Source organism: Rhizobium sp. CFBP 13644, from assembly GCF_014842165.1.
In the GTDB taxonomy this organism is placed as follows: domain Bacteria; phylum Pseudomonadota; class Alphaproteobacteria; order Rhizobiales; family Rhizobiaceae; genus Agrobacterium; species Agrobacterium tumefaciens_C.
The window spans coordinates 445,262-467,982 of record NZ_JACYVF010000003.1 but is presented as its reverse complement, the minus strand read 5'-3'; the positions used below and the strand labels follow the sequence as shown (position 1 = coordinate 467,982).

General features: G+C 56.0%; 19 protein-coding genes. 12 read left to right on the top strand and 7 right to left on the bottom strand.

Annotated elements, in window-relative coordinates; genetic code table 11:
• The first annotated feature begins 11 nt into the window (after positions 1 to 11).
• The 8 genes from IFT53_RS11590 (at position 12) to IFT53_RS11555 (ending at position 10,303) form a co-directional block, all read left to right on the top strand.
• Positions 12 to 734 (top strand): alpha/beta fold hydrolase, encoded by a 723-nt coding sequence (locus IFT53_RS11590; RefSeq protein ID WP_197980211.1) that lies wholly within the window; start codon positions 12 to 14, stop codon positions 732 to 734.
• 302 nt (positions 735 to 1,036) lie between these two features.
• Positions 1,037 to 1,870 carry an ABC transporter ATP-binding protein gene (locus IFT53_RS11585; protein WP_192064826.1) on the top strand — a complete coding sequence of 278 codons (834 nt, stop codon included), beginning with the start codon at positions 1,037 to 1,039 and terminating at the stop codon, positions 1,868 to 1,870.
• A 43-nt stretch (positions 1,871 to 1,913) separates the two neighbouring features.
• Positions 1,914 to 2,681: an ABC transporter permease gene (locus IFT53_RS11580; RefSeq protein WP_082249811.1), complete on the top strand. Its 768-nt coding sequence runs from the start codon at positions 1,914 to 1,916 to the stop codon at positions 2,679 to 2,681.
• A gap of 50 nt (positions 2,682 to 2,731) precedes the next feature.
• A complete protein-coding gene (locus IFT53_RS11575) occupies positions 2,732 to 3,754 on the top strand; it encodes an ABC transporter substrate-binding protein (RefSeq protein ID WP_192064825.1) in 1,023 nt (340 codons plus the stop codon).
• Positions 3,755 to 3,876: 122 nt separating this feature from the next.
• On the top strand, positions 3,877 to 5,847 hold the full coding sequence (locus IFT53_RS11570) for a 3-hydroxyacyl-CoA dehydrogenase NAD-binding domain-containing protein (RefSeq protein ID WP_244656290.1): 1,971 nt from the start codon (positions 3,877 to 3,879) through the stop codon (positions 5,845 to 5,847).
• Between the two features lie 100 nt (positions 5,848 to 5,947).
• Positions 5,948 to 7,315 carry an MmgE/PrpD family protein gene (locus tag IFT53_RS11565; RefSeq protein ID WP_192064824.1) on the top strand — a complete coding sequence of 456 codons (1,368 nt, stop codon included), beginning with the start codon at positions 5,948 to 5,950 and terminating at the stop codon, positions 7,313 to 7,315.
• A gap of 108 nt (positions 7,316 to 7,423) precedes the next feature.
• A complete protein-coding gene (locus tag IFT53_RS11560) occupies positions 7,424 to 8,224 on the top strand; it encodes an enoyl-CoA hydratase/isomerase family protein (protein ID WP_042616656.1) in 801 nt (266 codons plus the stop codon).
• Positions 8,225 to 8,233: 9 nt separating this feature from the next.
• Entirely contained in the window at positions 8,234 to 10,303 is a 2,070-nt protein-coding gene (locus IFT53_RS11555; RefSeq protein ID WP_192064823.1) for an acetate--CoA ligase family protein, read from the top strand.
• Positions 10,304 to 10,379: 76 nt separating this feature from the next.
• On the opposite strand, the gene gcvA is transcribed toward IFT53_RS11555, so the two are convergent.
• From gcvA to IFT53_RS11520, 7 genes are all read right to left on the bottom strand, one after another.
• Complete coding sequence (gene gcvA / locus IFT53_RS11550; RefSeq protein WP_236727903.1) at positions 10,380 to 11,273, bottom strand: transcriptional regulator GcvA; 894 nt, start codon at positions 11,271 to 11,273, stop codon at positions 10,380 to 10,382.
• Positions 11,274 to 11,621: 348 nt separating this feature from the next.
• Complete coding sequence (locus IFT53_RS11545) at positions 11,622 to 12,698, bottom strand: ABC transporter ATP-binding protein (RefSeq protein WP_192064822.1); 1,077 nt, start codon at positions 12,696 to 12,698, stop codon at positions 11,622 to 11,624.
• Positions 12,695 to 13,522: a carbohydrate ABC transporter permease gene (locus IFT53_RS11540; RefSeq protein WP_192064821.1), complete on the bottom strand. Its 828-nt coding sequence runs from the start codon at positions 13,520 to 13,522 to the stop codon at positions 12,695 to 12,697. Before IFT53_RS11540 ends, IFT53_RS11545 begins: the two co-directional genes overlap by 4 nt.
• Positions 13,519 to 14,421, bottom strand: a complete 903-nt coding sequence (locus tag IFT53_RS11535; protein WP_192064820.1) for a carbohydrate ABC transporter permease — start codon at positions 14,419 to 14,421, stop codon at positions 13,519 to 13,521. Before IFT53_RS11535 ends, IFT53_RS11540 begins: the two co-directional genes overlap by 4 nt.
• A gap of 129 nt (positions 14,422 to 14,550) precedes the next feature.
• Positions 14,551 to 15,783: an ABC transporter substrate-binding protein gene (locus IFT53_RS11530; protein WP_192064819.1), complete on the bottom strand. Its 1,233-nt coding sequence runs from the start codon at positions 15,781 to 15,783 to the stop codon at positions 14,551 to 14,553.
• Between the two features lie 69 nt (positions 15,784 to 15,852).
• On the bottom strand, positions 15,853 to 16,755 hold the full coding sequence (locus IFT53_RS11525; protein WP_192064818.1) for a TIM barrel protein: 903 nt from the start codon (positions 16,753 to 16,755) through the stop codon (positions 15,853 to 15,855).
• Between the two features lie 10 nt (positions 16,756 to 16,765).
• Positions 16,766 to 17,800: a Gfo/Idh/MocA family oxidoreductase gene (locus IFT53_RS11520; protein WP_192064817.1), complete on the bottom strand. Its 1,035-nt coding sequence runs from the start codon at positions 17,798 to 17,800 to the stop codon at positions 16,766 to 16,768.
• 139 nt (positions 17,801 to 17,939) lie between these two features.
• Here IFT53_RS11520 and IFT53_RS11515 point away from each other — a divergent pair, with 139 nt between their 5' ends.
• From IFT53_RS11515 to IFT53_RS11500, 4 genes are all read left to right on the top strand, one after another.
• Positions 17,940 to 18,977, top strand: coding sequence for a LacI family DNA-binding transcriptional regulator (locus tag IFT53_RS11515; protein WP_192065012.1), 1,038 nt, complete (start codon positions 17,940 to 17,942; stop codon positions 18,975 to 18,977).
• Between the two features lie 173 nt (positions 18,978 to 19,150).
• Positions 19,151 to 20,527: a GntP family permease gene (locus IFT53_RS11510; protein ID WP_197980209.1), complete on the top strand. Its 1,377-nt coding sequence runs from the start codon at positions 19,151 to 19,153 to the stop codon at positions 20,525 to 20,527.
• A 138-nt stretch (positions 20,528 to 20,665) separates the two neighbouring features.
• Positions 20,666 to 21,466, top strand: a complete 801-nt coding sequence (locus tag IFT53_RS11505) for a potassium channel family protein (protein WP_192064816.1) — start codon at positions 20,666 to 20,668, stop codon at positions 21,464 to 21,466.
• A gap of 273 nt (positions 21,467 to 21,739) precedes the next feature.
• Positions 21,740 to 22,696: a bile acid:sodium symporter family protein gene (locus IFT53_RS11500; RefSeq protein ID WP_192064815.1), complete on the top strand. Its 957-nt coding sequence runs from the start codon at positions 21,740 to 21,742 to the stop codon at positions 22,694 to 22,696.
• The last annotated feature ends 25 nt before the right edge of the window (positions 22,697 to 22,721 follow it).

Genomic DNA, 22,721 nt, shown 5'->3' with positions numbered 1-22,721 from the left:
GGATTATGCTGATGTCATCTCAAGCCTCGAAAACATTCGTTCTGGTCGCTGGTGCGGGTCATGGAGGGTGGGTTTGGCGCGAGCTGCGTGAAGGTCTGCTTGCCGCCGGTCACAGGGTCTTTACGCCCACTCTGACAGGCGTCGGAGAACGGTCGCACCTTCTGAGCTCTGAGATAACGCTTTCCACGCACATCGATGACGTCGCTAATCTCTTTCTGTGGGAGGACCTGCAAGACGTTATCCTGGTTGGGCATTCCTATGCCGGATGGGTTATCAGCGGCGCTGTTGAGAAACTGGAAGGTCGCGTCAACGCCATCGTCTATCTCGATGCCTTTCTGCCGGAAGATCAAAATCGAGGTCTCGATTTTCTCAACGAAAAACAGAAAGAGGCGTTTTCGCAGGCGCTTGAACGAAATGAAGCCTCCAGAGCCGGCCCCACATCCGCTGCCCTGCGCATACAGGATCCGGTCAAAGCAGCATGGGTCGATTCCAAGATCACCCCGCAACCCATCGGCGTTTCGCTCGAACGTCTCCAGCTGACGGGTGCGCGAGAGCGTGTTCCATCGAAACTCTATGTGCGCACGCCGTTGTTTCCTCAGCCCTATTTTGATGAAGCGCTGGCGCGTTGCGAGGCAGATCCCTCTTGGCGAACGGCGATATTGCCAGACTGCGGCCATGATCCCATGGTGGATCGCCCCGACCTCGTTATGAATCTTCTTCTTTCGATGTCGTGACTGTCGTCCTATATCCGTAGTCCGTCGGGCTCGGTATCTCCATTTACGCCAAGATCGCCTTGCCCAACTAAAGGTTGGGCATGCGGCCCATGAAAGTTTATTGCGGCTTCATGGCGGAAAGTTCACCCTCACAGCATAGGGATTGCGCGCGATGAGTTGGGAGGCTCTGGTCGTGATAACCAAATCAAGCAGTCGAATGATTGCGGTTGTCCATCGACCCTTCCGCGTATCTAGCCAATCCTGAGCCATCTAAGCTGACGTTCAACGGTACGATGAGCTCCAACGCATGCATGGGAGGATTTATGTCGTCTACCGAAAAAATCACAAAAAAAGTGTCCCTGGCTCCTGTCCAGACGCAGGCTGAGGTCGTCATCTCGTTTAAAGATGTCGGCAAGACATTTAAGGCCGGTGCTGCGGAGATACAGGCGACCAGAGACATCAATGTCGATATCCGCGAAGGAGAAATCGTCACGATTGTTGGTCCTTCCGGTTGCGGCAAGTCGACCATGCTGAACCTCACCGCCGGGTTGCTCGCGCCGACCGTTGGAACGGTAACCTATCGCAATGTGCCCATTACGGATGTGAATGGTCGCACCGGTTATATGACACAGAGCGACCATCTTCTTCCCTGGCGCACTGTTGCGGGCAACATCTCTGTGCCGCTCGAGATCCGCGGAATGTCGAAAGCCGACCGGAACGCGCGCGTGGAAGAGCTGGCCGAACTTGTCGGTTTGACGCAGTTTTTGAACTCTTACCCCACGCAGCTTTCCGGCGGCATGCGCAAGCGTGCAGCCTTGGCACGACTGTTGGCATACGACCCTGAAACGCTGCTGCTTGATGAGCCCTTCGCCGCTCTCGATGCGCAGCTGCGGATCAAGATGCAGACAGAATTGTTTCAGTTGTCACGTCGCCTGAAGAAAACGGTGCTTTTCGTCACCCATGACATCGACGAGGCCGTCGCGTTGGGAGACCGATGCCTGGTGTTTTCGGGCCGACCCGGCACCATCGTTCAGAATATCGAGGTTCAGCTTCCAAGGGAGCGCTCAATCCTCGCGCTGCGCAAGGATCCAACCTACCAGCAACTGTGCTCCGATCTCTGGGACATTCTTGCACCTTCAATGAACGCTGCGCACTGACCTCGGGAAGTGCAGGTGCGATAACTGATTCCGGGAGGAAATAATGAAAATATTCTTTGGACGTGTAGCGCTGATACTGGGGCTTCTTGGCTTTTGGCAGTTCGCTTCCGGCAGATTTGCTGATCCATTCTTCGTCAGTAATCCAATTGAAGTTGGAGAACGTTTTTGGATTCTCTTAAAGACAGGCCGACTGTTCGACCACGGTTGGATCACTTTGGTGGAAACGCTCGGCGGATTTGCTCTCGGCGCGGCAGCAGGCATCACGGTCGGGTTGATCCTGGGGCGCAACGAGACACTCGCAAAGCTGCTGGATCCTATTCTGGTCTCGCTTTACAGCCTGCCGAAAGTCGCTCTCGCCCCGCTCTTTATCATGTGGTTCGGGATCGGCATCGAAATGAAGATCATGTTGACAGCCGCCATCGTCTTCTTCCTCGTGTTTCTCAATACCTATAGCGGTGTCAGAAGCGTCAGTGGCGAACTGATTGAAATTCTTCGCCTGATGGGTGCGAAAGAACGCCATCTGGTTGCGAAGGTCATCATGCCATCAGCGATCCAATGGGTGTTCACCGGCCTCAAGCTTTCGGTTCCCTATGCTTTGATCGGCGCGATTGTCGGTGAGATCATGGCGTCCAACCGTGGCCTTGGTTACCTGTTGCAGGATGCCGCAGGCCAGCTCGATACCGGTGGCGTATTCGCAGCGTTGATCGCAATCGTCTTCCTTGCCTTGTGCCTGCAAACCGCTGTGAAGTTTGCGGAGAAGAAACTGATGCCTTGGAAAACTGTGGCGAATGATCGTGAACTGACGATCTGAGTTCAACCATCATAGACGGCAAATAATCTTATAAAATCTGGGAGGAAATTATGAAAACTCGTTCACTTATCGCTGCCATCACGATGGCAGTTGGCCTCATCGGTGGCCATGCCCAGGCGGCGGAGACACTCAAGGTCGGTTTGGGCACGGATGGCTTCGTCCACCTTCCCCTGTTCGTCGCCTATGATGGAGGCCTGTTCAAGGAGGAGGGCCTTGATGTTGAACTGGTCAAGTTCAAGGGCGGCGGCGCAGCCATGTCCGGTCTCGTTGGCGGCAGCGTCGAGATTTGCTCCTGCTCTGTTCAGAACGCCATCAACGCGACTGAAAAAGGCGCACCGGTCAAACTGATCGGCGCGATGATCGACCAATACGCATCCAACATCGTGGTGACGGAAGAGACCGCAAAGCGCATTGGCCTCACACCGGATATGCCGATGGAGAAGCGTCTTGCAGCCTTGAAGGGCCTGAAGATTGCCGCAGCCGGTGCGGGCGGCAGTGCAGACTTTCTGGTGCGCCACCTTGCAGGAGCCGCCAAGCTTTCTCCTGAAAGCGATATGAGCCTTCTATACATGAACGACAGCGGCGCGATGCTGGCGTCCTTTGATCGTGACCGTATCGATGGGTTCGCCCTGTCTTCGCCCACATCGGATATCGCCGTGCTGGATCACAAGGGAAAGATGCTGATCGATATGTCATCGGGGCAGTATGAGCCGCTTTCCGGATATCCTTCGATTGCAATCTCTGCCCAGGATAGCTGGCTTGCCGATAATCGCGCGACAGCCGTCAAGTTCCTGCGCGCCATCGCCAAGGCTGATGCTCTCATCCAGGATAATCCCGAAAAGGCCAAGGCAGCTATTCGCAAGCGCTTTGAATCGACCTCCGATCCAGTGTTCGAAGCCGCATGGAAATCGAATGCCGGTACCTATCCTGAAACGCCTGTCATCACTGCCGAAACCGTCAGTCGTGTCATGACATTCCTGGGTGACCTGCAGGGAACAAAGATCGCAGGAGCGCCCGAGACCTACTTCGATGCCAGCTACGTGCAGCAGGCTGTTGCCGAACTGAAGAAATGATCCCGTGAACTGAAACAGACAATTGTGAGTGGCGAGAAGCGAAGTCTCGGCACTCACGACCGCATTTTATTCCTCTCGACCGCTGGAGCGCAGTGGGAGAGGCCGATACCAGGAGGCTGACATTGGCATTGGTAGATTTCAAAATTGAAGATCGTATTGCGGTTGTCACGATTGATAACCCGCCGGTGAACGCCCTGAACCAGCAGCTTCGTCAGGAACTTCTTGCCGCAGTAGAGGCAATCGAGGCAGACGAGGCTATCGACGCGGTGGTTCTTTTGTGTGCAGGCAGAACCTTCGTCGCCGGTGCAGACATTCATGAACTGGGAAATCCGCAAAAGCCCTATTTGCCGGACGTGCTTCAGAAGATTGATCAATCCGCCAAGACATGGGTTGCGGCCTTGCATGGTACGGCGCTCGGCGGCGGGCTGGAGCTTGCCATGGCATGCCATGGACGCGTTGCGGCGAAGGGAACGAAACTGGGCCTACCCGAGGTCACCCTAGGGGTCATCCCGGGTTCGGGTGGCACGGTCAGGCTTCCCCGATTGATCCCATTAGAAAAGGCGATCAGTCTTATCACCACTGGCAAACCGATCTCAGCGCAGGAGGGGCTTGCCTCGGGTCTAATCGACCGGATTGCAGATGTAGATCTCTTTGCGGATGCGACGCGCTACGCGCGCGAACTTCTGGATAGCCCGGTGGCACCCCTGCTTGGGCGCGATGTCAAAGAGGCAGGCAATATGGATTGGGACGCTGCCCGGCGGTCGGTCACGTTGAAGGCGCGGGGCGCTTTAGCTCCCCTCGAAGCGTTTGATGCCCTCAAAGATGCGGCGATGTTTGATCCCGAACAGGCGCTTGCCAAGGAAAGACAACGTTTCCTGCGGTTGGCACTTTCTGACGAATCCAGGGCTTTGAAACACATCTTCTTTGCGGAACGGAGTGCTGGACTGAGCCTCAAGAACCTGCATGCCGCCTCTGTCGATTTATCGCATGTCGGTGTCATCGGTGGCGGAACCATGGGGGCCGGGATTGCTGCAGCATTGCTGCTCTCCGGCTCAACCGTCACTCTTGTCGAGCAGACGGCAGAAGCCGCGGACAAAGCGCGAGACCGCGTCCAGACGACGCTTTCCCAAAGTGCAGAGCGAAAGGTGATTTCCGCCGAGAAAGCCGAAGAGGCCATGCAGCGCTTTTTCGCAGTCGTAGAGTATGAGGCTCTGAAAGGCTGCCCACTCGTGATCGAGGCCGTGTTTGAAGATATGGCCGTCAAAAAGGCAGTCTTTTCGAAACTCGATGCCATCATGCCGAATACGGCTGTGCTGGCCACCAACACCTCCTATCTGGACGTGAACCTGCTGGCGGCATCTACGGACCATCCGGAGAGGATATTGGGTCTGCATTTCTTCTCGCCTGCCCACATCATGAAGCTGCTGGAGATCGTGCGGGGAGCGCAAACCGGCTCCGTTGCGCTGGCAACGGCTTATGAGCTGGCAAAGCGATTGCGGAAAATCCCGATCGTTTCGGGTGTGTGCGATGGCTTCATCGGCAACCGGATCATGGCAGCCTATCGCCGTGACTGCGAATTCATGCTGGAGGAGGGTGCCCTGCCGAACGAGATCGATGCTGCCATGCGCAATTTCGGTTTCGCCATGGGTATCTTCGAGGTGCAGGACATGAGCGGTCTGGATATTGCCTGGGCGCAGCGCAAGGCCAAGGCGTCATCAAGACCAAGCGGTGAGCGCGTGGCTCATATTGCCGACAGGCTTTGTGAAGCAGGCAGATTGGGCCGAAAGACTGGCAAGGGTTGGTATGATTACGGCTCCGGCAAGCCTGTTCTGGATGATGAAACAAGAGATATCATTCTGGATGAAAGCAAGCGCGCCGGCATCACCCGCCGCTCTTTTACCGAAGCAGACATTATGAGCCGCATCCTTCTTACAATCCAGAAGGAGGGGATGGCCGTGCTGAATGAGGGCATTGCCGAGAACGCCGATGATATCGATGTCGTGATGGTCAACGGTTACGGTTTTCCACGCCACAAGGGCGGACCTATGCACATGGCACATGCTGACGGCATCAATGCGCGGACGGTTGCGTAAGCGCTAACTCGGTCGGCCACATCGCCATGCTTTCGCGTCAGCCATGGACATCCTCGAAGGCGCGAGTGCGATAGTTCCTCAATCTTTCGAGAGATGTTTCATGGAAAATCCTTTATTGGTGCTCGCAGGCGCAGCGGATCGCTGGCGGTCCGCTCAGCTGTCACCGGAACTGGAAGCTGCTGCACGACGCGCTATTCTTGACTGGTTTGCAACGACGCTTCCGGGAAGCCGGGAGGAGGCCTCGCTTGCGCTTCTGCGTGCTGTTCAGTTGGAGGATACGCCGGGCCGATCAATTTGCTATGCAGATGATGCGACGCGCTCTCCCAGAGCGGCGGCGCTGTTGAATGCGACGGCAAGCCATATTGTCGAGTTCGATGATATTTTCCGCGATGGCGGTTACCATCCCGGCAGTTCAACGATTGCAGCAGCGCTTGCTCTGGCACAACATCTGAACCGGCCTTTGGCCGATCTTCATCGCGCAATTATTGGCGGATATGAAGTCGGTTGCCGAATTTCGTTGGCAGTCCAGCCAAGCCACTATGTGTTTTGGCACACCACCGCTACCATCGGCACGATGGGCGCCGCCACAGCCTGCGCCATCCTGCTGGGATGTGATGCGGACAAGACAGCGCATGCCATTTCCATTGCCAGCAGCTTTGCCGGTGGCCACCAGCAGAACCTGAAAAATGGGGGCATGGCGAAAGCTTTGCATGCTGGGCATGCAGCCGATGCCGGTATGCTGGCCGCCTTTGCCGCCTCCAGCGGCATGACAGGCTCTCCAGACGCATTGCATGGCAAGACCGGTTATGCCGCAGCGACAAGCGCGTCGACCGGAGACTGGGTCTCCGCATTGAAAGGTCTGGGCGAGTGGACCCCCATTGAGCACATGACGATCAAGAACCATGGGTGTTGCGGTCATATCTTCCCCGCACTTGATGGCTTGCGGCTTCTGCGCCAGCAACATGGATTTACATGGCGCGATATCAGTTCCATCCGGCTTGACGGCTATGATGCCACGAAAAGCATGTGTGATCGCCCCAACCCTCAAAATGCATCGGATGCTCGGTTCAGCGCGCAATACTGCATTTGCGCCGACATGGTGCTGGGGGCGGTGCGGTTGAACGCCTTCGAAGATGTGGCCCTCAGTCATCCCGATATTCGTGCCTTGATGCCGAGGGTTATGGTGGGCGTGGATCCAGCCCTTGCCAGCCTCTACCCCAAACAGCGCATGGCGAAGCTAGCGGTGCAGCTCACCGATGGGCGCAGTTTTGACCATCTTCAGGAAACACGAAAAGGCGATCCCGAAGATCCCTTGAGCATGAACGAGCTTGTTCAGAAGTTCGATGAACTGGCAGCGGAGGTCCTGCCCGAACCGCAGATTGCGGCCTTGCGAACCCGGATTTTGGCAGGCTCTGAGCTGCCGCAACAGGCGGGCTTTTTTGCCCAACCTAATGTTGGCCAAGGCTGACGCGATCCTCGGTTGCGGCATTACTGCCTCTCTCTCTAATCATGAACAATGCCAAAACGGCGCGGAGGAGTGCGGCCGTTCGCATCATCACATTCGAGGAAGCACACGATGAACATTGCCACAAGCCAAGCCGAGTTCGTGCTGGTAAGCGAAAAGAACGGTATCGCCACGATCACGCTCAACCGGCCGGACGTCCGCAACGCGATCAACGACAAGATGCGTGCCGAATTGATTGCAGCGTTTGAAGCGGCAGGTGCCGACAAGCAGGTGCGCGGCATCATCCTGACCGGCGCTGGCAAGGGCTTCTGCTCTGGTGGCGACGTCGGCGGTATGCGCGCCAGACTTGATGCACCGGCAGGCGAAGTGGCGTTCAATGGATGGAAGCGTCAGCAGAGCACCCACCGCGGCGTCGCAGCCATTCACGGCATTTCCAAGCCCGTTATCGCCGCTGTCAACGGTGCAGCCTTCGGTCTGGGTCTCGATATGGCTCTGGCCTGCGATTTCATCATTGCAACGGAAGGCGCAAAGCTGTCGATGAGCTTCATCAAGCGCGGCCTCGTTTCCGATGGCGGCGGTATGTATTTCCTCCCACGCCGTGTCGGCCTTTCCAAGGCCAAGGAACTCATTCTGACGGGACGTGTGCTTGAAGCCGAAGAGGCGCTTCGCATCGGTATGGTAGACCGCGTTGCGTCTGCCGACACGTTGATCAATGATGCACAAGCCTGGGCAGAAGAGCTTTGCATTGGTTCTCCAGCCGCCATCGCGCTGACCAAGTCGATCCTCGACAAGACATTTGAAAGCACAGACGAGCAGGTCTTTGCGCTGGGCCGTGAAGCTCAGGCTATCTGCTACACGACGGCTGAGCACCGCCAATCCGTTGAGGACTTCCTCAACAAGACTTCGAAGTGAGGGGATGATATGAGCATTGTCAATTCGATCCTCAATCCGCGCAGCGTTGTGGTCGTCGGTGCGTCCAATGATCCAGCCAAGCTGACAGGTCGCCCGATTGCCTATCTGCAACGGCATGGTTTCGCGGGCGATATTTACCCGATCAATCCGCGCTATGACACCATCGCCGGGCTGAAATCCTATGCGGATCCGCGCGATCTTCCGAGCACGCCGGATCTTGGCCTCGTCCTCGTGGGTGCCGACCGCGTTATCGAATCCGTCCGGCAACTGGCGGAAGCTGGCACAAAAGCGGCTGTCGTTCTCGCATCGGGATTTGGTGAAAGCGGCGAAGAAGGCAGGGCGCGCCAGCAGCAGCTTCTGGAAGCCGCTGGCGAGATGCGTATTCTCGGACCCAACACCATCGGTCTTGTCAACTTGACCGACAAGATCATGCTGACGGCCTCTGGCGCCATGGAGATGGCTGACTTCCCGACGGGTTCCATTGCGCTTCTGTCTCAAAGCGGCGGCATCATGGGGTCGCTTCTGTCGCGTGCTGCCGGACGCGGTATCGGCTTTTCCAAGCTGGTGGCAACAGGCAATGAATGCGATCTGGAAGTATCGGATTTTCTGGACGGTTTCGCAGAGGACGATGCCACCACGGTGGTGGCACTTTATCTCGAAACCATTCGCAACGCTGCCAAGTTCAGGGCTGCGGCAAAGCGGGTGATCGATGCTGGAAAGAGCATCGTTGTCTATAAGGTTGGAAAGTCTGAATCCGGTGCCAATTCCGCCGTGTCGCATACGGGTGCGTTGGCCGGTGCTGATGAGGTTTACGATGCGCTGTTTAACCAGCTTGGCATCATCAGGGCGCAGACTTTTGCCGATCTTCTCGATATTCCGGCCATTCTGGCATCTGGACGTAGACTGGCTGGCAACCGGGTCGCAATCGTAACGTCCACCGGCGGTGCGGCCACTATCGTTGCCGATAATGTCGGCTGCCTTGGTCTTGCAATGCCCAGCCCTGACAAGGAAACGGCGGAAAAGCTGCTTGCGCTCGAGCTGAAAGAGGCGGTTCTGGATCGCAACCCCATCGATGTCACGCTTGCAGGTTTGCGCCCTGATCTCTTCCGGTCCATCATCAAGATATTGGCGGAAAGCCCAAGTTTCGATGCGATTGTCGTCGTCTTGGGATCGTCTTCCATCGCTCAGCCGGATGTCGTGGCACGGCCCCTGCTGGATTCGATGGCAATGACGGATAAGCCTCTCATTGCTTATGTCAGCCCGGAAGCTCCAAGCATCGTGCGTCATCTCAACACCAGCGGTATTCCGGCATTTGCAGCGCCGGAAAGTTGCGCATCCGCGCTTGCCGCCTTGTTGAAGGTTGGAAAATCGGAAAATGTGGACGCCCGCGAGCAACAGAACATCGATTGCTCGGATATTGTCGCCGGCTCAATGAACGAGGCCGATGCCAAGTCGCTTTACGCACGCTTCGGCGTTCCCGTCACCAAGGAGGTGGCTGTTGCAACGGCTGCGGAGGCTGCAGAAGCGGCAAAGAGCTTCGGCGGCCCTGTTGTCATCAAGATATTGTCCGATGAGATCCTCCATAAGTCTGAAGTTGGCGGCGTCGCTGTCGGTGTCGCGCAAGATCAGGTGCTGACGGTTTGCAATGAGATGCTGGAGCGGGTTCGTTCTGCCACTGATGCACGGATCGATGGCTTCCTGGTTCAGGAGTATATTACTGGCGGGGTGGAGCTTATTCTTGGTTTCAACCGGGATCCACAGCTGGGCCCTTATATTCTGTTGGGCGCGGGTGGTGTCACGACGGAACTCTATCAGGATGTCACATTGAGGTTGCTGCCTATCGACAGGAAGCAGGCAGTCTCCATGATCGACAACCTGAAATGCGCTCCGCTTCTCAAGGGCTTTCGCGGCAAGCCGCTGGCCGATACGGATGGCCTGATTTCCACGATCCTGTCATTCGCCGACATGGCGCATTCGCTTGATGGGCGCCTGATCGAGGCCGAAATCAATCCTGTTTTCGTCTTGCCGGAAGGTCAGGGCGTGAGGGCTGGGGACGCGCTTGTTGTCATAGGCGAATAGCTGAGGACATGTTTTAAATATCAAAAGCGCCGACTGGACTCTGTTGGCGCTTTTGGCTTCACCATCGTTGTTTGAGCTATGATGCGCTCAAACGTGCGGTGTCTTCTTCCATCTGCTTACGAACCCAGTTCAGAAACTGCATGAGCGTTTGCGATGGTCGCTTGTCTTTCGGCCATGTCAGATAATAGCCATCACCTGTTCGGCACGTTTGCTCAAATGGCGCGACCAGAACGCCTGTTCGCAGATGGCGCTCAACGAAAACGCGCACGGCAATTGCAACGCCGACATCAACAGAGGCAGCCTCGTAAGCCAGGGCCGAGTTCTCGAACTTCACGCCATGATGCGACACCAACTTGCATTTAACGCTTGCAGCCCACGCATTCCAATCATGCGGTCTCGCCATCGAATATAAAAGACGGACATTTGAAAGGTCGGAAGGTTCCTTCAAGGGGAATTCTTCCAGAAACGATGGCGAGCAGACCGGTATCAATTCCACATCGACCAGACGCTCAGCATGCAATTCCGGCCACTCTCCATTGCCGGACCGAATGGCTGCATCGAGGTTTTGCGTATCGAAATTGGCCGCAGTCGCTGAAGAGGAGAGGCGGACTTCAATTCGAGGATGCGCCGTGTGGAAGGCCGCCAGCCTCGGGATCAGCCATCTCTGCGCAAACGTCGTATAGGCCTGTACGGCGAGTATATCGCGGCGACCTCTGCGGGAGACGCGCCTTGCTGCGTTTCCAATCTGCTGAAAGGCCTCGGAAATTCCGCTATACAGTTCTTCCCCTTCCCGCGTCAGCACAAGGCCTCGGTGCAAGCGATTGAAGAGCGCTACACCCAGATAATCCTCCAGTGCTTTCACCTGACGGCTGACAGCGACTTGAGAAACATTCAATTCGTCCGCTGCCAGGGTAAAACTGTTGAGCCTAGCAGCGATCTCAAAGGTTCTTAACGGATTAAGCGGTGGCATCATGCTGGACATAGGAACTGGCTTACCTAGGTTGTGATCAAGGCCTGAAACTGTCTCTATTATTGTCTTTCACGGTGACGTGCAGGGTCGAGATGGATTGGCGAGGCGTCTCAGATTTTTCACTGTAATCGCTCGGATCGGACTAGGCTAGCAGTGACTTGGGGTTGTGGAGACCTCAGCAGACTTTTGTCACTTGAGATGCTGACCACGTGTGTTGACCCAACGCTATCGAAGCCAAAGGTAGGCAAGCTTATGCGTCACCCTAAAGCATGTGAGGCCTGCGTTGAAAGGCATCGCCGGTAAGGTCGCGATGTTGATTTAGCTCTTGTCAGGCCTGTGCCTCGTTTTTCATATACGCATCCCGGTCGTCTCATCGAAGAGATGAAGGGAGGGAGGATTGATGGCGAAACCAAGCTGCTCACCGGCTTTGACGATGCTTCTGCCCTGAATGACTATTGAAACTTCGGGCTCAGTGGCAGTAGTTATGAAAGTGGCGGATCCTGTTGTTTCAACAACTGCCACAGGCAGACTGAATTGCGCATCCGAAGTTCCTGTCAGCTCGATATGCTCGGGGCGGATGCCGACCGTCACGCGCGAACCAGCCGTGCGTGGATGAATGAGCGGAATGTTTCCTGCGGCCAAGCCGCCCGCAAATTGCAATGACACATGACCGCCGTCATCGCCAACCACAGCGGGTACGAAATTCATGGCGGGGGAGCCGATGAACCCGGCAACGAAGCGGTTGACCGGGTGATCGTAGAGTTCGATGGGTGAGCCCTGCTGCTCGATCACGCCATCTTTCATCACCACGACATGGTCTGCCATGGTCATCGCCTCGATTTGGTCATGGGTGACATAGACGGAGGTCGCGTGAAGACGGTCATGTAGCGATCTGATCTCCTTGCGCATATGCACGCGCAGCGCAGCATCGAGGTTGGACAGCGGTTCATCGAACAGAAATGCTTGCGGATCACGGATAATGGCGCGGCTCATGGCCACACGCTGGCGCTGGCCGCCGGAAAGCTCGCGAGGATACCGCTTCATCAGTTGCGAAAGGCCAGTGGTGGCGGCAACCTCTTCGGCAGCCTTACGGGCATCAGCCTTCTTCACGCCGCGAATGCGCAGCGAATAGGTGAGGTTTTCCTCGACAGTCATATGCGGATAGAGCGCATAGGATTGAAACACCATGGCCACATCCCGCTTGCGCGGCGGCACGCCGTTCATCAACTTGCCCGCAATGCGCATGTCGCCGCCCGATATGCTTTCCAGCCCTGCCAGAGAGCGAAGCAGGGTGGATTTGCCACAGCCAGATGGGCCGACGAGTGCGACGAAGGTGCCTTTCTCAATCGCGAGGTCGATGTTTTTCAGCGCGTGGAAAGCGCCATAATATTTGTTCACACCGGAAAGTTCGATCTGAAGGGTCATTTGAGTGCTCCCGATGTCAGGCCGGAAACGATGCGGCGCTGCAAGAGAATGAAAATGGCGAGAATGGGCGTCACATACATCGTGGCGTAGGCCATGATGTTGTTCCATTCGCTGGTGTTTGGCCCCATGAAGGAATTCAATCCAACACTTGCGGGCTGCAATTCCACGGCCTGAATGATGGATTTCGAATAGACGAATTCACCGAAGGCCTGCATGAAAATGAGGATGGCGGAAACCAGAATGCCGTTGCGGGCAAGCGGCAAAACGATGTTGAAGAACGCTCCGATCCGGGAATTCCCATCCACAAGCGCTGCCTCCTCCAGTTCCTGCGGCACGGCCATGAAGGTTGCGCGCACCAGAATGACGAAGAAAGGCATGCTTTTGGCCGCAATGGCCAGAATGACCGCAAAACGTGGATAATCCAGAAGGCCGAATTGCGAAAAACCAACGAAGATCGGCGTAATCATCAAGGATGCAGGCAAAACCTGAAGCATCAGGATCAGGAAAAGCCCGGCATCCACCCAGCGGTTTCGATAGCGTGCCAGCACATAGGCACATCCCACACCCAGAACGGTGATGAGACTGACGGCGCCGGTTGCGATCAGAATGGAGTTCCACAGATAGCGGCCCATATTGCGGCTTTCCCACACATAGGCATAGGTTTCCCATTGCGGTGCAGCCGGCCAGAAGCTCGGCGGATTGGCAAACATCTCCGAGCCGCCCTTGAGCGATGTCACATACATCCAGTAGAGCGGGAACAGATAGATCGCGGCCATGACAAGGGCGATGGCCAACATGAAGCGGTTTCTTGTCGCAAGGCTCATCCGCGCACCTCATGACGTGTGGAGCGAACATAGACGACCGATGCCAGCATGACGAAGACGATCATGATGACCGAAATGGTCGCGCCCTTGCCGAAATCATATTGCCGGAAAGACAGGTCCCACGCCCAATATTGCGCGACGTTGGACGTATTGTTCGGCCCGCCATCGGTAATGGCCGCAAAGAGGTCGAACTGCTGGAGGGTGAAGATCAGTCCCAGCGACACGATGGCACCGATTGTCGAGCGCATCATGGGAAGTGTTATGGTGTAGAACCTTTGCCAGGCATTCGCGCCATCGAGTTCCGCGGCTTCGTAGAGATCAGCGGGAATGGCAGCAAGGCCAACGGATAGCAGGATCATGTTGAACGAGGTGCCCAGCCAGATATTGGCAAGAACCACGGCCCAGAGCGAGAAATTCGGGTCCGAGCGCCAGAAGATATTCGCATCGACAATGCCGCTTTCACGCAAAATGAAATTCAGCACGCCGAAATCGCCAGACAAAATCCAGTTCCAGATGGCGCCGACGACAAGGCCGGGCATGACCCAGGATACCAGAAACAGGCCACGCAGCCAGGATGCACCCGGGAAATTCGTCCAGAAGAACAGCGCCAGCCCGAAGCCGAAGAAAAACTGACCGGCAATGGAGGCAACGACGAAGATCACCGTATTGGTGAGAATGGGAATGGTCTCGGGCTGATTGAACAGATCGATATAGTTCTTGAAGCCAACAAACGGGCGCACGAAGCTGCCAAGGCTGAACATGTCAACTTCCTGAAAGCTCATGAGGATGTTGTAGATCAGCGGCAGGCCGGCCATGACGAACAGGAATGCGAGCGGCAAAGCCACAAGCACGATATCAAAGCCGCGACCATCGCTCACGCTGGAAAATAGCTTCTTCATGAGATGCCCTTGTTTCCGACAGATGGATGTTCCGGATAGGGTTGCCCGCCGCCATGGGCGACAGGCAACCCGCCGGGAGGAACTGGTAAGGTCACATGCCGCAGCCGGATCATGGCCGCGGCAAAAGCATCAACCTTCGACGAGCTTGATTTTCTCAGCGGCCTGATCGAGCGCTTCTTTGGGCGACATCTGGCCGGTCAAGGCAGCCTGGATGGCATCCTGAATGGCCTTGGAAATCTTTGGCCATTCGGGAGAAGGGCCACGGGGCTGGGCATATTTCAGCTGCTCTACAAACATCTTGAGAGCGTCATCCTTCAGCGCATTGCCGGTTGGCGGAATAGCGATGTCAGAACGGGCTGGCAATTGTCCGAACCTCTTGAACATGTCCTTGTCCTGTGAGGCGAAGTATTCGACCACTTTGAACGCTTCGTCGGGGTGTTTGGTCTTGGAAAAGATCGCCCAATTGTAGTCACCCATGGCCGAGGAACGCGGCGCGTCCGGGGTTGGAACCGGAAGCAGTGCGACGCCCCAATCAAACTTGGCATCCGTCAGCATGCGATCGATTTCCCATGGCCCGGAAATCACCATTCCGGCGTTACCGGCGTTGAACGTCGCGGTCGCATCCCATTGGCTTCGGGTGAGCGTATCCGGCGAGGCCAGTTTCTCGCTCATGATCTGCTTCCACACTTCCAGCGCCTTTACCGCGCCATCTGTGTTGATGTTTTTATAGGTTGCACCGGCCATCTGCGCCCAGGGCAGGAACTGGAACGTTCCCTCTTCATTGGCTTTGGCGCTGAAGGCGATGCCATAGACGTTCTTGGACGGGTCCGTCAGCTTCTGGGCCGCGGCAACAAGTTCATCCCATGTCACAGGTGGCTTTGCGGGATCGAGCCCTGCGGCCTTGAACAGGTCCTTGTTGTAATAAAGCGCAATGGTGTTGGTCGCTTTCGGCACGCCGAAATATTTGTCGTCCCATGTCGCCGATTTCAGCGGGCCGGGGAAATAGTTCTCAGGCTTGATGACATCCGAATTGGCGATCCTGTCGGTGACATCCAGAAACGCGCCCCGCGCTGCAAACATTGCGTGGTTGGGATTGTCGATGGCGATGATATCCGGCGCGTTGCCAGTCGAATAGGCGCGCATGGCCTCGCTCACCACATCGTCGAATTGAATCTGGCGATATTCGATCTGAATGCCGTTCTTCAGCCCATTGAAATCCTTGATAAGATTGGGTGCGGGCTGGATATCCCGGTCCAGCGACCATACTGTAATCTTGACGTCCTCAGCCTTTGCCGACAGCGCGACAAGTGAAACGCCTGCTAGCGCCAGTGCGCCCAACATCATGCCCTTAGCGATACCCATGATCTCCTCCTCTGTGGTTATCGTTATTGCAGTTCAGGCGCGGCCCACCTCCTGAGCCGCGCAGTCGTCTCATACCGGATCGACGATAAAATCACTGCCGCGGCATGCCTTGAGATAATTCAGGCCGTGGACCTGGCCGGTCATTTCCAGCGCATCGCGATAAACCGGATCGTGCCAGCCTTCGATATCGATGGAGCCGGACCAGCCGGCCAAACGCAACTCCGAGATGACATCTGTCCAGTTGCTATCACCAAAGCCCGGCGTGCGCATGAAAACGAATTTTTCCTTGCCGAAAATGCCGTGCTCTTTGATGACATCCCAGCGAATGGTGGCATCCTTGCCGTGGACGTGGAAAATCTTCGGCGCCCATTTGCGAATCTGTGGCAGCGGATCGATGAGATAGACCATCTGGTGGCAGGGTTCCCATTCGATGCCGATGTTATCGTCAGGCGTCTCGTTGAACATCAGTTCCCAGGCATCCGGGTTGTGCGCAATGTTCCAATCGCCACTTGCCCAATTGCCGTCCATTGCGCAGTTCTCGAAGGCTATTCTGATGCCCTTGTCCGCTGCACGCTTGGCCAGTTCGCTCCATATTTCCTTGTAGCGCGGCAGGCTTTCCGGCAGCGGCTTGCCGCGCAGACGACCCGTAAAACCAGCAACGCATGTCGCGCCAAAGTGGTGGGCGTTATCGATGCAGTCTTTCCAGCCTTGGAGAGTCGCGAGGTCCATTTCGGTTTCTTCCAGCGGATTGCCGAACATGCCAAGCGTGGAGATGGTTATGTCGCGATCGCCAATGGCATCGAGGCAGCGTTTGCCCAGTTCCGCGATATCTTGACAGCTGGTGGTCTGCCAGAAGAATGGTTCGAAGCTCTCAAACCCCATATCGGCGATCTGGGAGATGCGTTCTGCCGCATTCCCATTTGTTGCGCTGACCATGGTGCCGATGCGAATGGATTTTGCCGGATTGCTCACTGTTGTATCCTTAGGCTGCAATGGAAACCCGCTGGCGAAGACGCGCGCTTTCAATCGCGGCTATCACCATGGCAAGGCTGTTGATGTTGTCGAAAGACGCTGTCTCAGGCACGCCACCACCGCGGATGGCGGAAATGAAGGACGAGATCACGCTGGCATGACCGTGCGTTTCCTCGATATTGGGCGCGTCAGAAACGTTTACGGATTTTGAACCTCGCAGAAGTCCGGTCTCCGTCCCTGCAAGCATTGCCACGAAGTTCTCTTCGCCGTCCCATGTCATCATGCCCTTGGAGCCGACCAGCCGCCATTGGCTTTCCCAGCTGGTTCTTTCGCCTTCGGCGCACCACGAGCCGCGATAGGTAAAGACGACATCGTTGGAAAACTCAAAGACGGCATTGGCCGCTGCACCATGCGAATACCACGAACCGGCAGGGTTGGTTTCCAGGCAATAGACGCCAAGCGGCTTTTCATCAGCAACGAACCGTGCGGCATCGAAGGTATGAATGGCCATATCCAGCAACAGCACGTTCTTCATTTCTTCACGGAAGCCGCCGAAATGCGGTGCGATGAAGAAATCGCAATGAATGCCCGAGAGAGTGCCGATCAAGCCTTCCGAGACTGCGCGCCGAAGACGACGAATCCCGGAGATAAAGCGGCGGTTTTGAACGACGGCATGGACCTTGCTAGCTTTTTCTGCCAGTGCGACCAGCTCCCGTGCCTCTTCAAGCGAAGAGGCCATCGGCTTCTCGCTCAGTACGTGGCACCCGGCGGCAAGGCCGGTGGATACGACATTGAAACGCGCAACGGGGATGACGACGTCGAATAGCAGGTCGGCCTTTGTTGTCTCAAGCACCTTTTTGAGATCAGTGCCGATGACGGCCTGCGTCAACGAGAACTCTTGCGCCAGAGCTTCCGCCGTGTCGCGGTTCAGATCCACAAGACCCACAATTTTGATGGAAGCCGCAAGCTCCGGTGTCGAGGCAATTGCCCGCAACCAGCCTTTAGCCATAGCTCCGCATCCGCATAAAACGGCATTCAATATCACGATTTCCTCCCGGTTTTCGCACCAAACTCCCCAAGGTGCGATGTTCCGTAAACGTTTACGACGCTATGATGAAAATGCTATTTGTGTCAAGAGGCGTATAAGACGTGAGGAGTAGACGAGATGGGGAATGGGTAGAGACATGAAGGGAATACGCCAGCTGGCCGAGCATCTCGACATCTCCATAGGCACCGTTTCCCGTGCATTGAACGGCAAGCCCGATGTGAGCGAAGAAACCCGCGCCCGTGTGCTGGAGGCCGCCGAAGCGCTTGGCTATGTCGCCAATCAATCCGGTCGCAGTCTGCGCCAAGGCACCACAAACGTTATCGGCCTGATGATGGGTAGCAATCCGGAGACCGTGGAAAACTCCGACAACTTCTTCATGGGCGTAACGGACGGGCTGCAAAGCGTTTTCGCCCCTCACAAGCTTGATCTCGTCATCCTCCCTTGCTCTGACGACGAAGACCGCGAGGAATATCTCAAACGCATGGTGGCGCGGCGCCTAGTGGATGCGATGATCATTTCGTCCACCCGCCGTATCGACAGGCGGATCGACTTTCTCGTCAAAACCGGCGTGCCTTTCGTTGCACTCGGTCGCTCCCAATCCGGTGGCAACTACTCTTGGGTTGATCTGGATTTTGACGGCGTTGCACGCGCTTCGGTGAACCGCCTTGCTGCAAATGGTCACAAGCGCATTGCAGTCGCCGTTCCCGATAATGACATCAATCTTGGTTATATTTTTCTGGAAGGCTACAAGAAGGGGCTGGAAGAAAACGGGCTTTCCTTTGATCCATCGCTCGTCATCAAGGCAAAATCCAGCGAGCAGGGTGGCTACCATGCGGGTAGCGAATTGCTGCACATGCGACAGCGACCAACGGCGGTGGTTTTGATTTATGAACTCATGGCGCTGGGGCTTTATCGCAGACTTGCCGAAGTAGGCTTGAAAGTCGGTCACGATCTGGCCGTCATCGGTTTTCGCGAAGAGCCCCGTGGTCGGTTTCTCCAGCCGCCACTCACGAGCTTTCGTCTGTCTCTGAGGGATCTGGGTGTTTCGGTTGGCAAGACGCTGCTGTCCAGGATGCCCGCTTACGCATCACTCTACCCTGATGAGAAGCAGCAAATCATCTGGCCGCTGGAACTGGTGGCGGGCGAGAGTGACGCCGGACCAGCCAGTGGATAACCCTGCCTGCACTCCGTAATGTTACTTCTGAATCGATCTCTCGCATTGAAGCGGGCGGGCGCTTTGTCCTACACGGGACCATCTGGTTCGTTGCGAGTTCAGACCACAGGTCCATCAAGCGACCGTTTGGAGCGGTTGGCGAAAGTCAGCGTCCGCATTTAAGGAGTATTCATTTGCTGGAATTCGAACAGACATTGTCTGCGGGTACCTTGATTTCTATAGCAGTGGGCGCGGTGGCGCTACTGTTGTTGCTCATCATCCAATTTCGCGTTCACGCCTTTGTGGCACTCATTCTCGTCAGTTTCTTGACCGCGCTTGTCACGGGCATTCCAACTGCAAACATCATGAACACGCTCACCACAGCCTTTGGCTCCACGCTCGGTGGCGTGGCGCTTCTCGTTGGGCTTGGTGCCATGCTGGGCAGGCTATTGGAAGTTTCCGGCGGCGCGCAGGCTCTGGCCGACGATCTCATCGCCCGTTTTGGCGAGGAACGTGCGCCCATGGCTTTGGGCATAGCATCGCTGTTCTTCGGCTTCCCGATCTTTTTCGACGCAGGCCTCGTCGTTATGCTTCCCGTGATGTTTACGGTGGCTCGCCGTCTTGGTGGCAGCCTACTTCTTTACGGCATACCGGTTGCGACCGCGTTTTCCTGCATGCACATTTTCGTGCCACCGCATCCTGGTCCGGTAGCCGCGTCTGAGTTGCTTGGTGCTGATGTCGGCTTGCTGATTATCGTTGGTCTGCTGGTTGCTGTGCCCATCTGGATCATTGCCGGCCATTTCTACGGTAAGTGGATAGGAAAACGTGTTTTCTTGCCGGTGCCTGATTTTTCGGAAGAAAAGTCGGTTGAGGACAACGTGTCCTTGCCAAGCTCCAGGCTGGTCATTGCGCTTTTGCTTCTGCCACTGCTGTTGATCTTCATGAATACGGGTCTGGATTTCGCGCGCGCTCAGCAATGGGTGAGCAAAGATGCCGGTTGGTTCCAGCTTCTGCGCGCTATAGGTTCGACGCCGATTGCACTTCTGATATCGGTTTTGGTGGCTGCGTTTGTGCTCGGGCCAATGCGCGGTCGAGACCCTCTCAAGGTAGAGCGTATTGTCGATTCCGCTTTGGGTCCGGTTTGCTCGGTCATCTTGATCACCGGCGCCGGTGGCATGTTTGGTGGCGTTCTTCGCGCCTCGGGCATTGGCAACGCGCTCTCAAGCGCGCTGGCCGACATCGGCATGCCCGTGCTCGTCGCAGGCTTTCTGATTTCGACAGCGTTGCGCGTTGCGCAGGGGTCTGCAACGGTTGCCCTCATCGCCGCTGCCGGACTGATTCAGCCTGCTGTTCAGGCGGCCGGTTACCAGGGTGTGGAGCTGGCGGCCATCGTCATCGCAGTCGCATCGGGTTCGGTGATGCTATCCCATGTCAACGATTCCGGCTTCTGGCTTGTCGGCCGATTCTTTAACATGGACATCAAAACGACGTTCAAGACATGGACCGTCATGCAGACGATGGTTGGTCTCCTCGGTTTTGCAATATCGGGACTGATCTTCTCCCTGGCTTAAGCCGGACTTTAAAATGACGACCATTGATCTGCTGGAATCCGTCAGATTGGTGGTCGTCTGACACTCAGATCAGTTCGATTTGAGTGAGCAGCGCTTGACGTTGACCTGATGGTGGCGGACCTTTATCCGTTAAGAATGATGCCAGATGTAAAAGCCAAAAGCCCCTTGCCAGGGCGGATCGAGCAGTTGCAGAGCAAGCTGCGCCGTATTGAACGCGGACGTGACACATGGGCTTTACGCTGGCAGGCGGTCCTCGCCGTGATCGACGTCAGCATTATTGCGTTCTTTATCTTCGGCCCTTTTCTGCGCAGTGGGCCGTCATATTTGATCATCGATTATCTCATCGCGGTCTGGATTCTCGCTGAAATTCTCGCGAGAGCTTTCGCGACCGGCTCTGTCGTGGCATCTCTCAAGCGACCGATGACATGGATCGACCTTGTCATACTGGCGACGCTTCTGTTTCCCAATGCGCTGTTCAATTTCGCATTTCTGCGGGCAATGCGATTATGGGCAGTCGGCGAGAGCCCGCTCTTCGCTTTCGTGCTCAAACGGCTAGGTTGCCATCAGTACAGGGACGTGGCTCGCGCGTCGCTGAACTTTTTCGTTTTCCTGTTCATGGTAACGGGCTTCGTTTACACCACGTTTTTCTATCACCAGAGCGGTCTCATTGGCTTTGTTGACGCGCTTTATTTCACCGTCGCAACGATGACGACGACAGGGTTCGGCGACATCACCTTGCCTGGACCCTTGGGGAAACTAACATCCGTTGTCACGATGATCGTTGGCATCTCGCTGTTCGTCAGGCTCGCGCAATCCATCGTTCGGCCCTACAAGGTCATGTATCCTTGCGAGAAATGCGGCCTCCAGCGGCACGAAGTAGACGCTGTCCACTGCAAGGCGTGCGGCCATTTGCTGAACATTCCAAACGACAATGATTGAGCATGGCATTGCGTTTTCTGCGCATCATTGATGTTTTCCACGATTTGTTCACACCGATTGCGCCTGCCAGCAGCTGCTCACGCTGTTTCGGGCGAGGAAGGCTGACTTTCCACGCCATTCGCTCGTTTTGACAGACGTTGACCTGTTTGAGCACGCCTTCGCGTCTTTTAGGCGGTAAGTCAGTGGATCAAGGCCATGCTGGGGGATGCATGCCTTGACACCGCAGAACCTGCAACTAGACGTCACATTCAATTGTGGGTTTGGAGTAAGAACATGAAATCACTGGCAACAATCTCGGCTTTCGTGGGCAAAACATTTGCCGGTTGGGTCATTCTTTTCGCGGTTCTTGGCTTCTTCTTCCCGGATACGTTCAAGCAGATTGGACCCTGGATCGTCACGCTTTTGTCCATCATCATGTTCGGCATGGGGCTGACCCTGTCGGTTGATGATTTCCGCGAAGTCGTGAAGCGTCCCTTCGATGTCACCATCGGCGTGCTGGGTCAGTTTATCATCATGCCGTTGCTGGCGGTTTTGCTGACCCGGCTCATTCCGATGCCGCCGGAAGTTGCCGCTGGCGTCATTCTTGTGGGTTGCTGCCCTGGCGGCACTTCATCCAATGTGATGACCTATCTCTCGAAAGGCGACGTCGCGCTTTCGGTTGCCTGCACCTCTGTCACAACGCTTGCAGCGCCGCTGGTAACGCCATTCCTCGTTTGGATGTTCGCCAGCCAGTTTCTCCCTGTTGATGGCTGGGCGATGTTCATGAGCATCGTCAAGGTCGTCCTGGTGCCATTGGCTCTCGGTGCCGCCTTGCAAAAACTGCTGCCCGGTGTCGTCAAGGCTGCCGTTCCAGCATTGCCGCTTGTGAGTGTAATCGGCATCGTCCTGATCGTTTCTGCGGTGGTGGGTGCTTCGAAAGGTGCCATCGTTCAGTCTGGGCTGATGATCTTTGCGGTCGTGGTGTTGCACAATGGTCTTGGCTACCTGCTGGGATATTTCGCAGCAAAAGCCACCGGCCTGTCGCTTGCAAAGCGCAAAGCAATCGCCATCGAGGTCGGAATGCAAAATTCGGGTCTCGGCGCGGCGCTCGCGACCGCATATTTTTCACCTCTTGCTGCTGTTCCAAGCGCCATTTTCAGCGTTTGGCACAACATCTCGGGCGCTTTGCTGGCGAACTGGTTCTCTGGCCGTAGCGATGAGAGCAATAAAGATACGCTCCATCGCACCTGAGCTGCGGGTCCCTTATCCGCTTCAG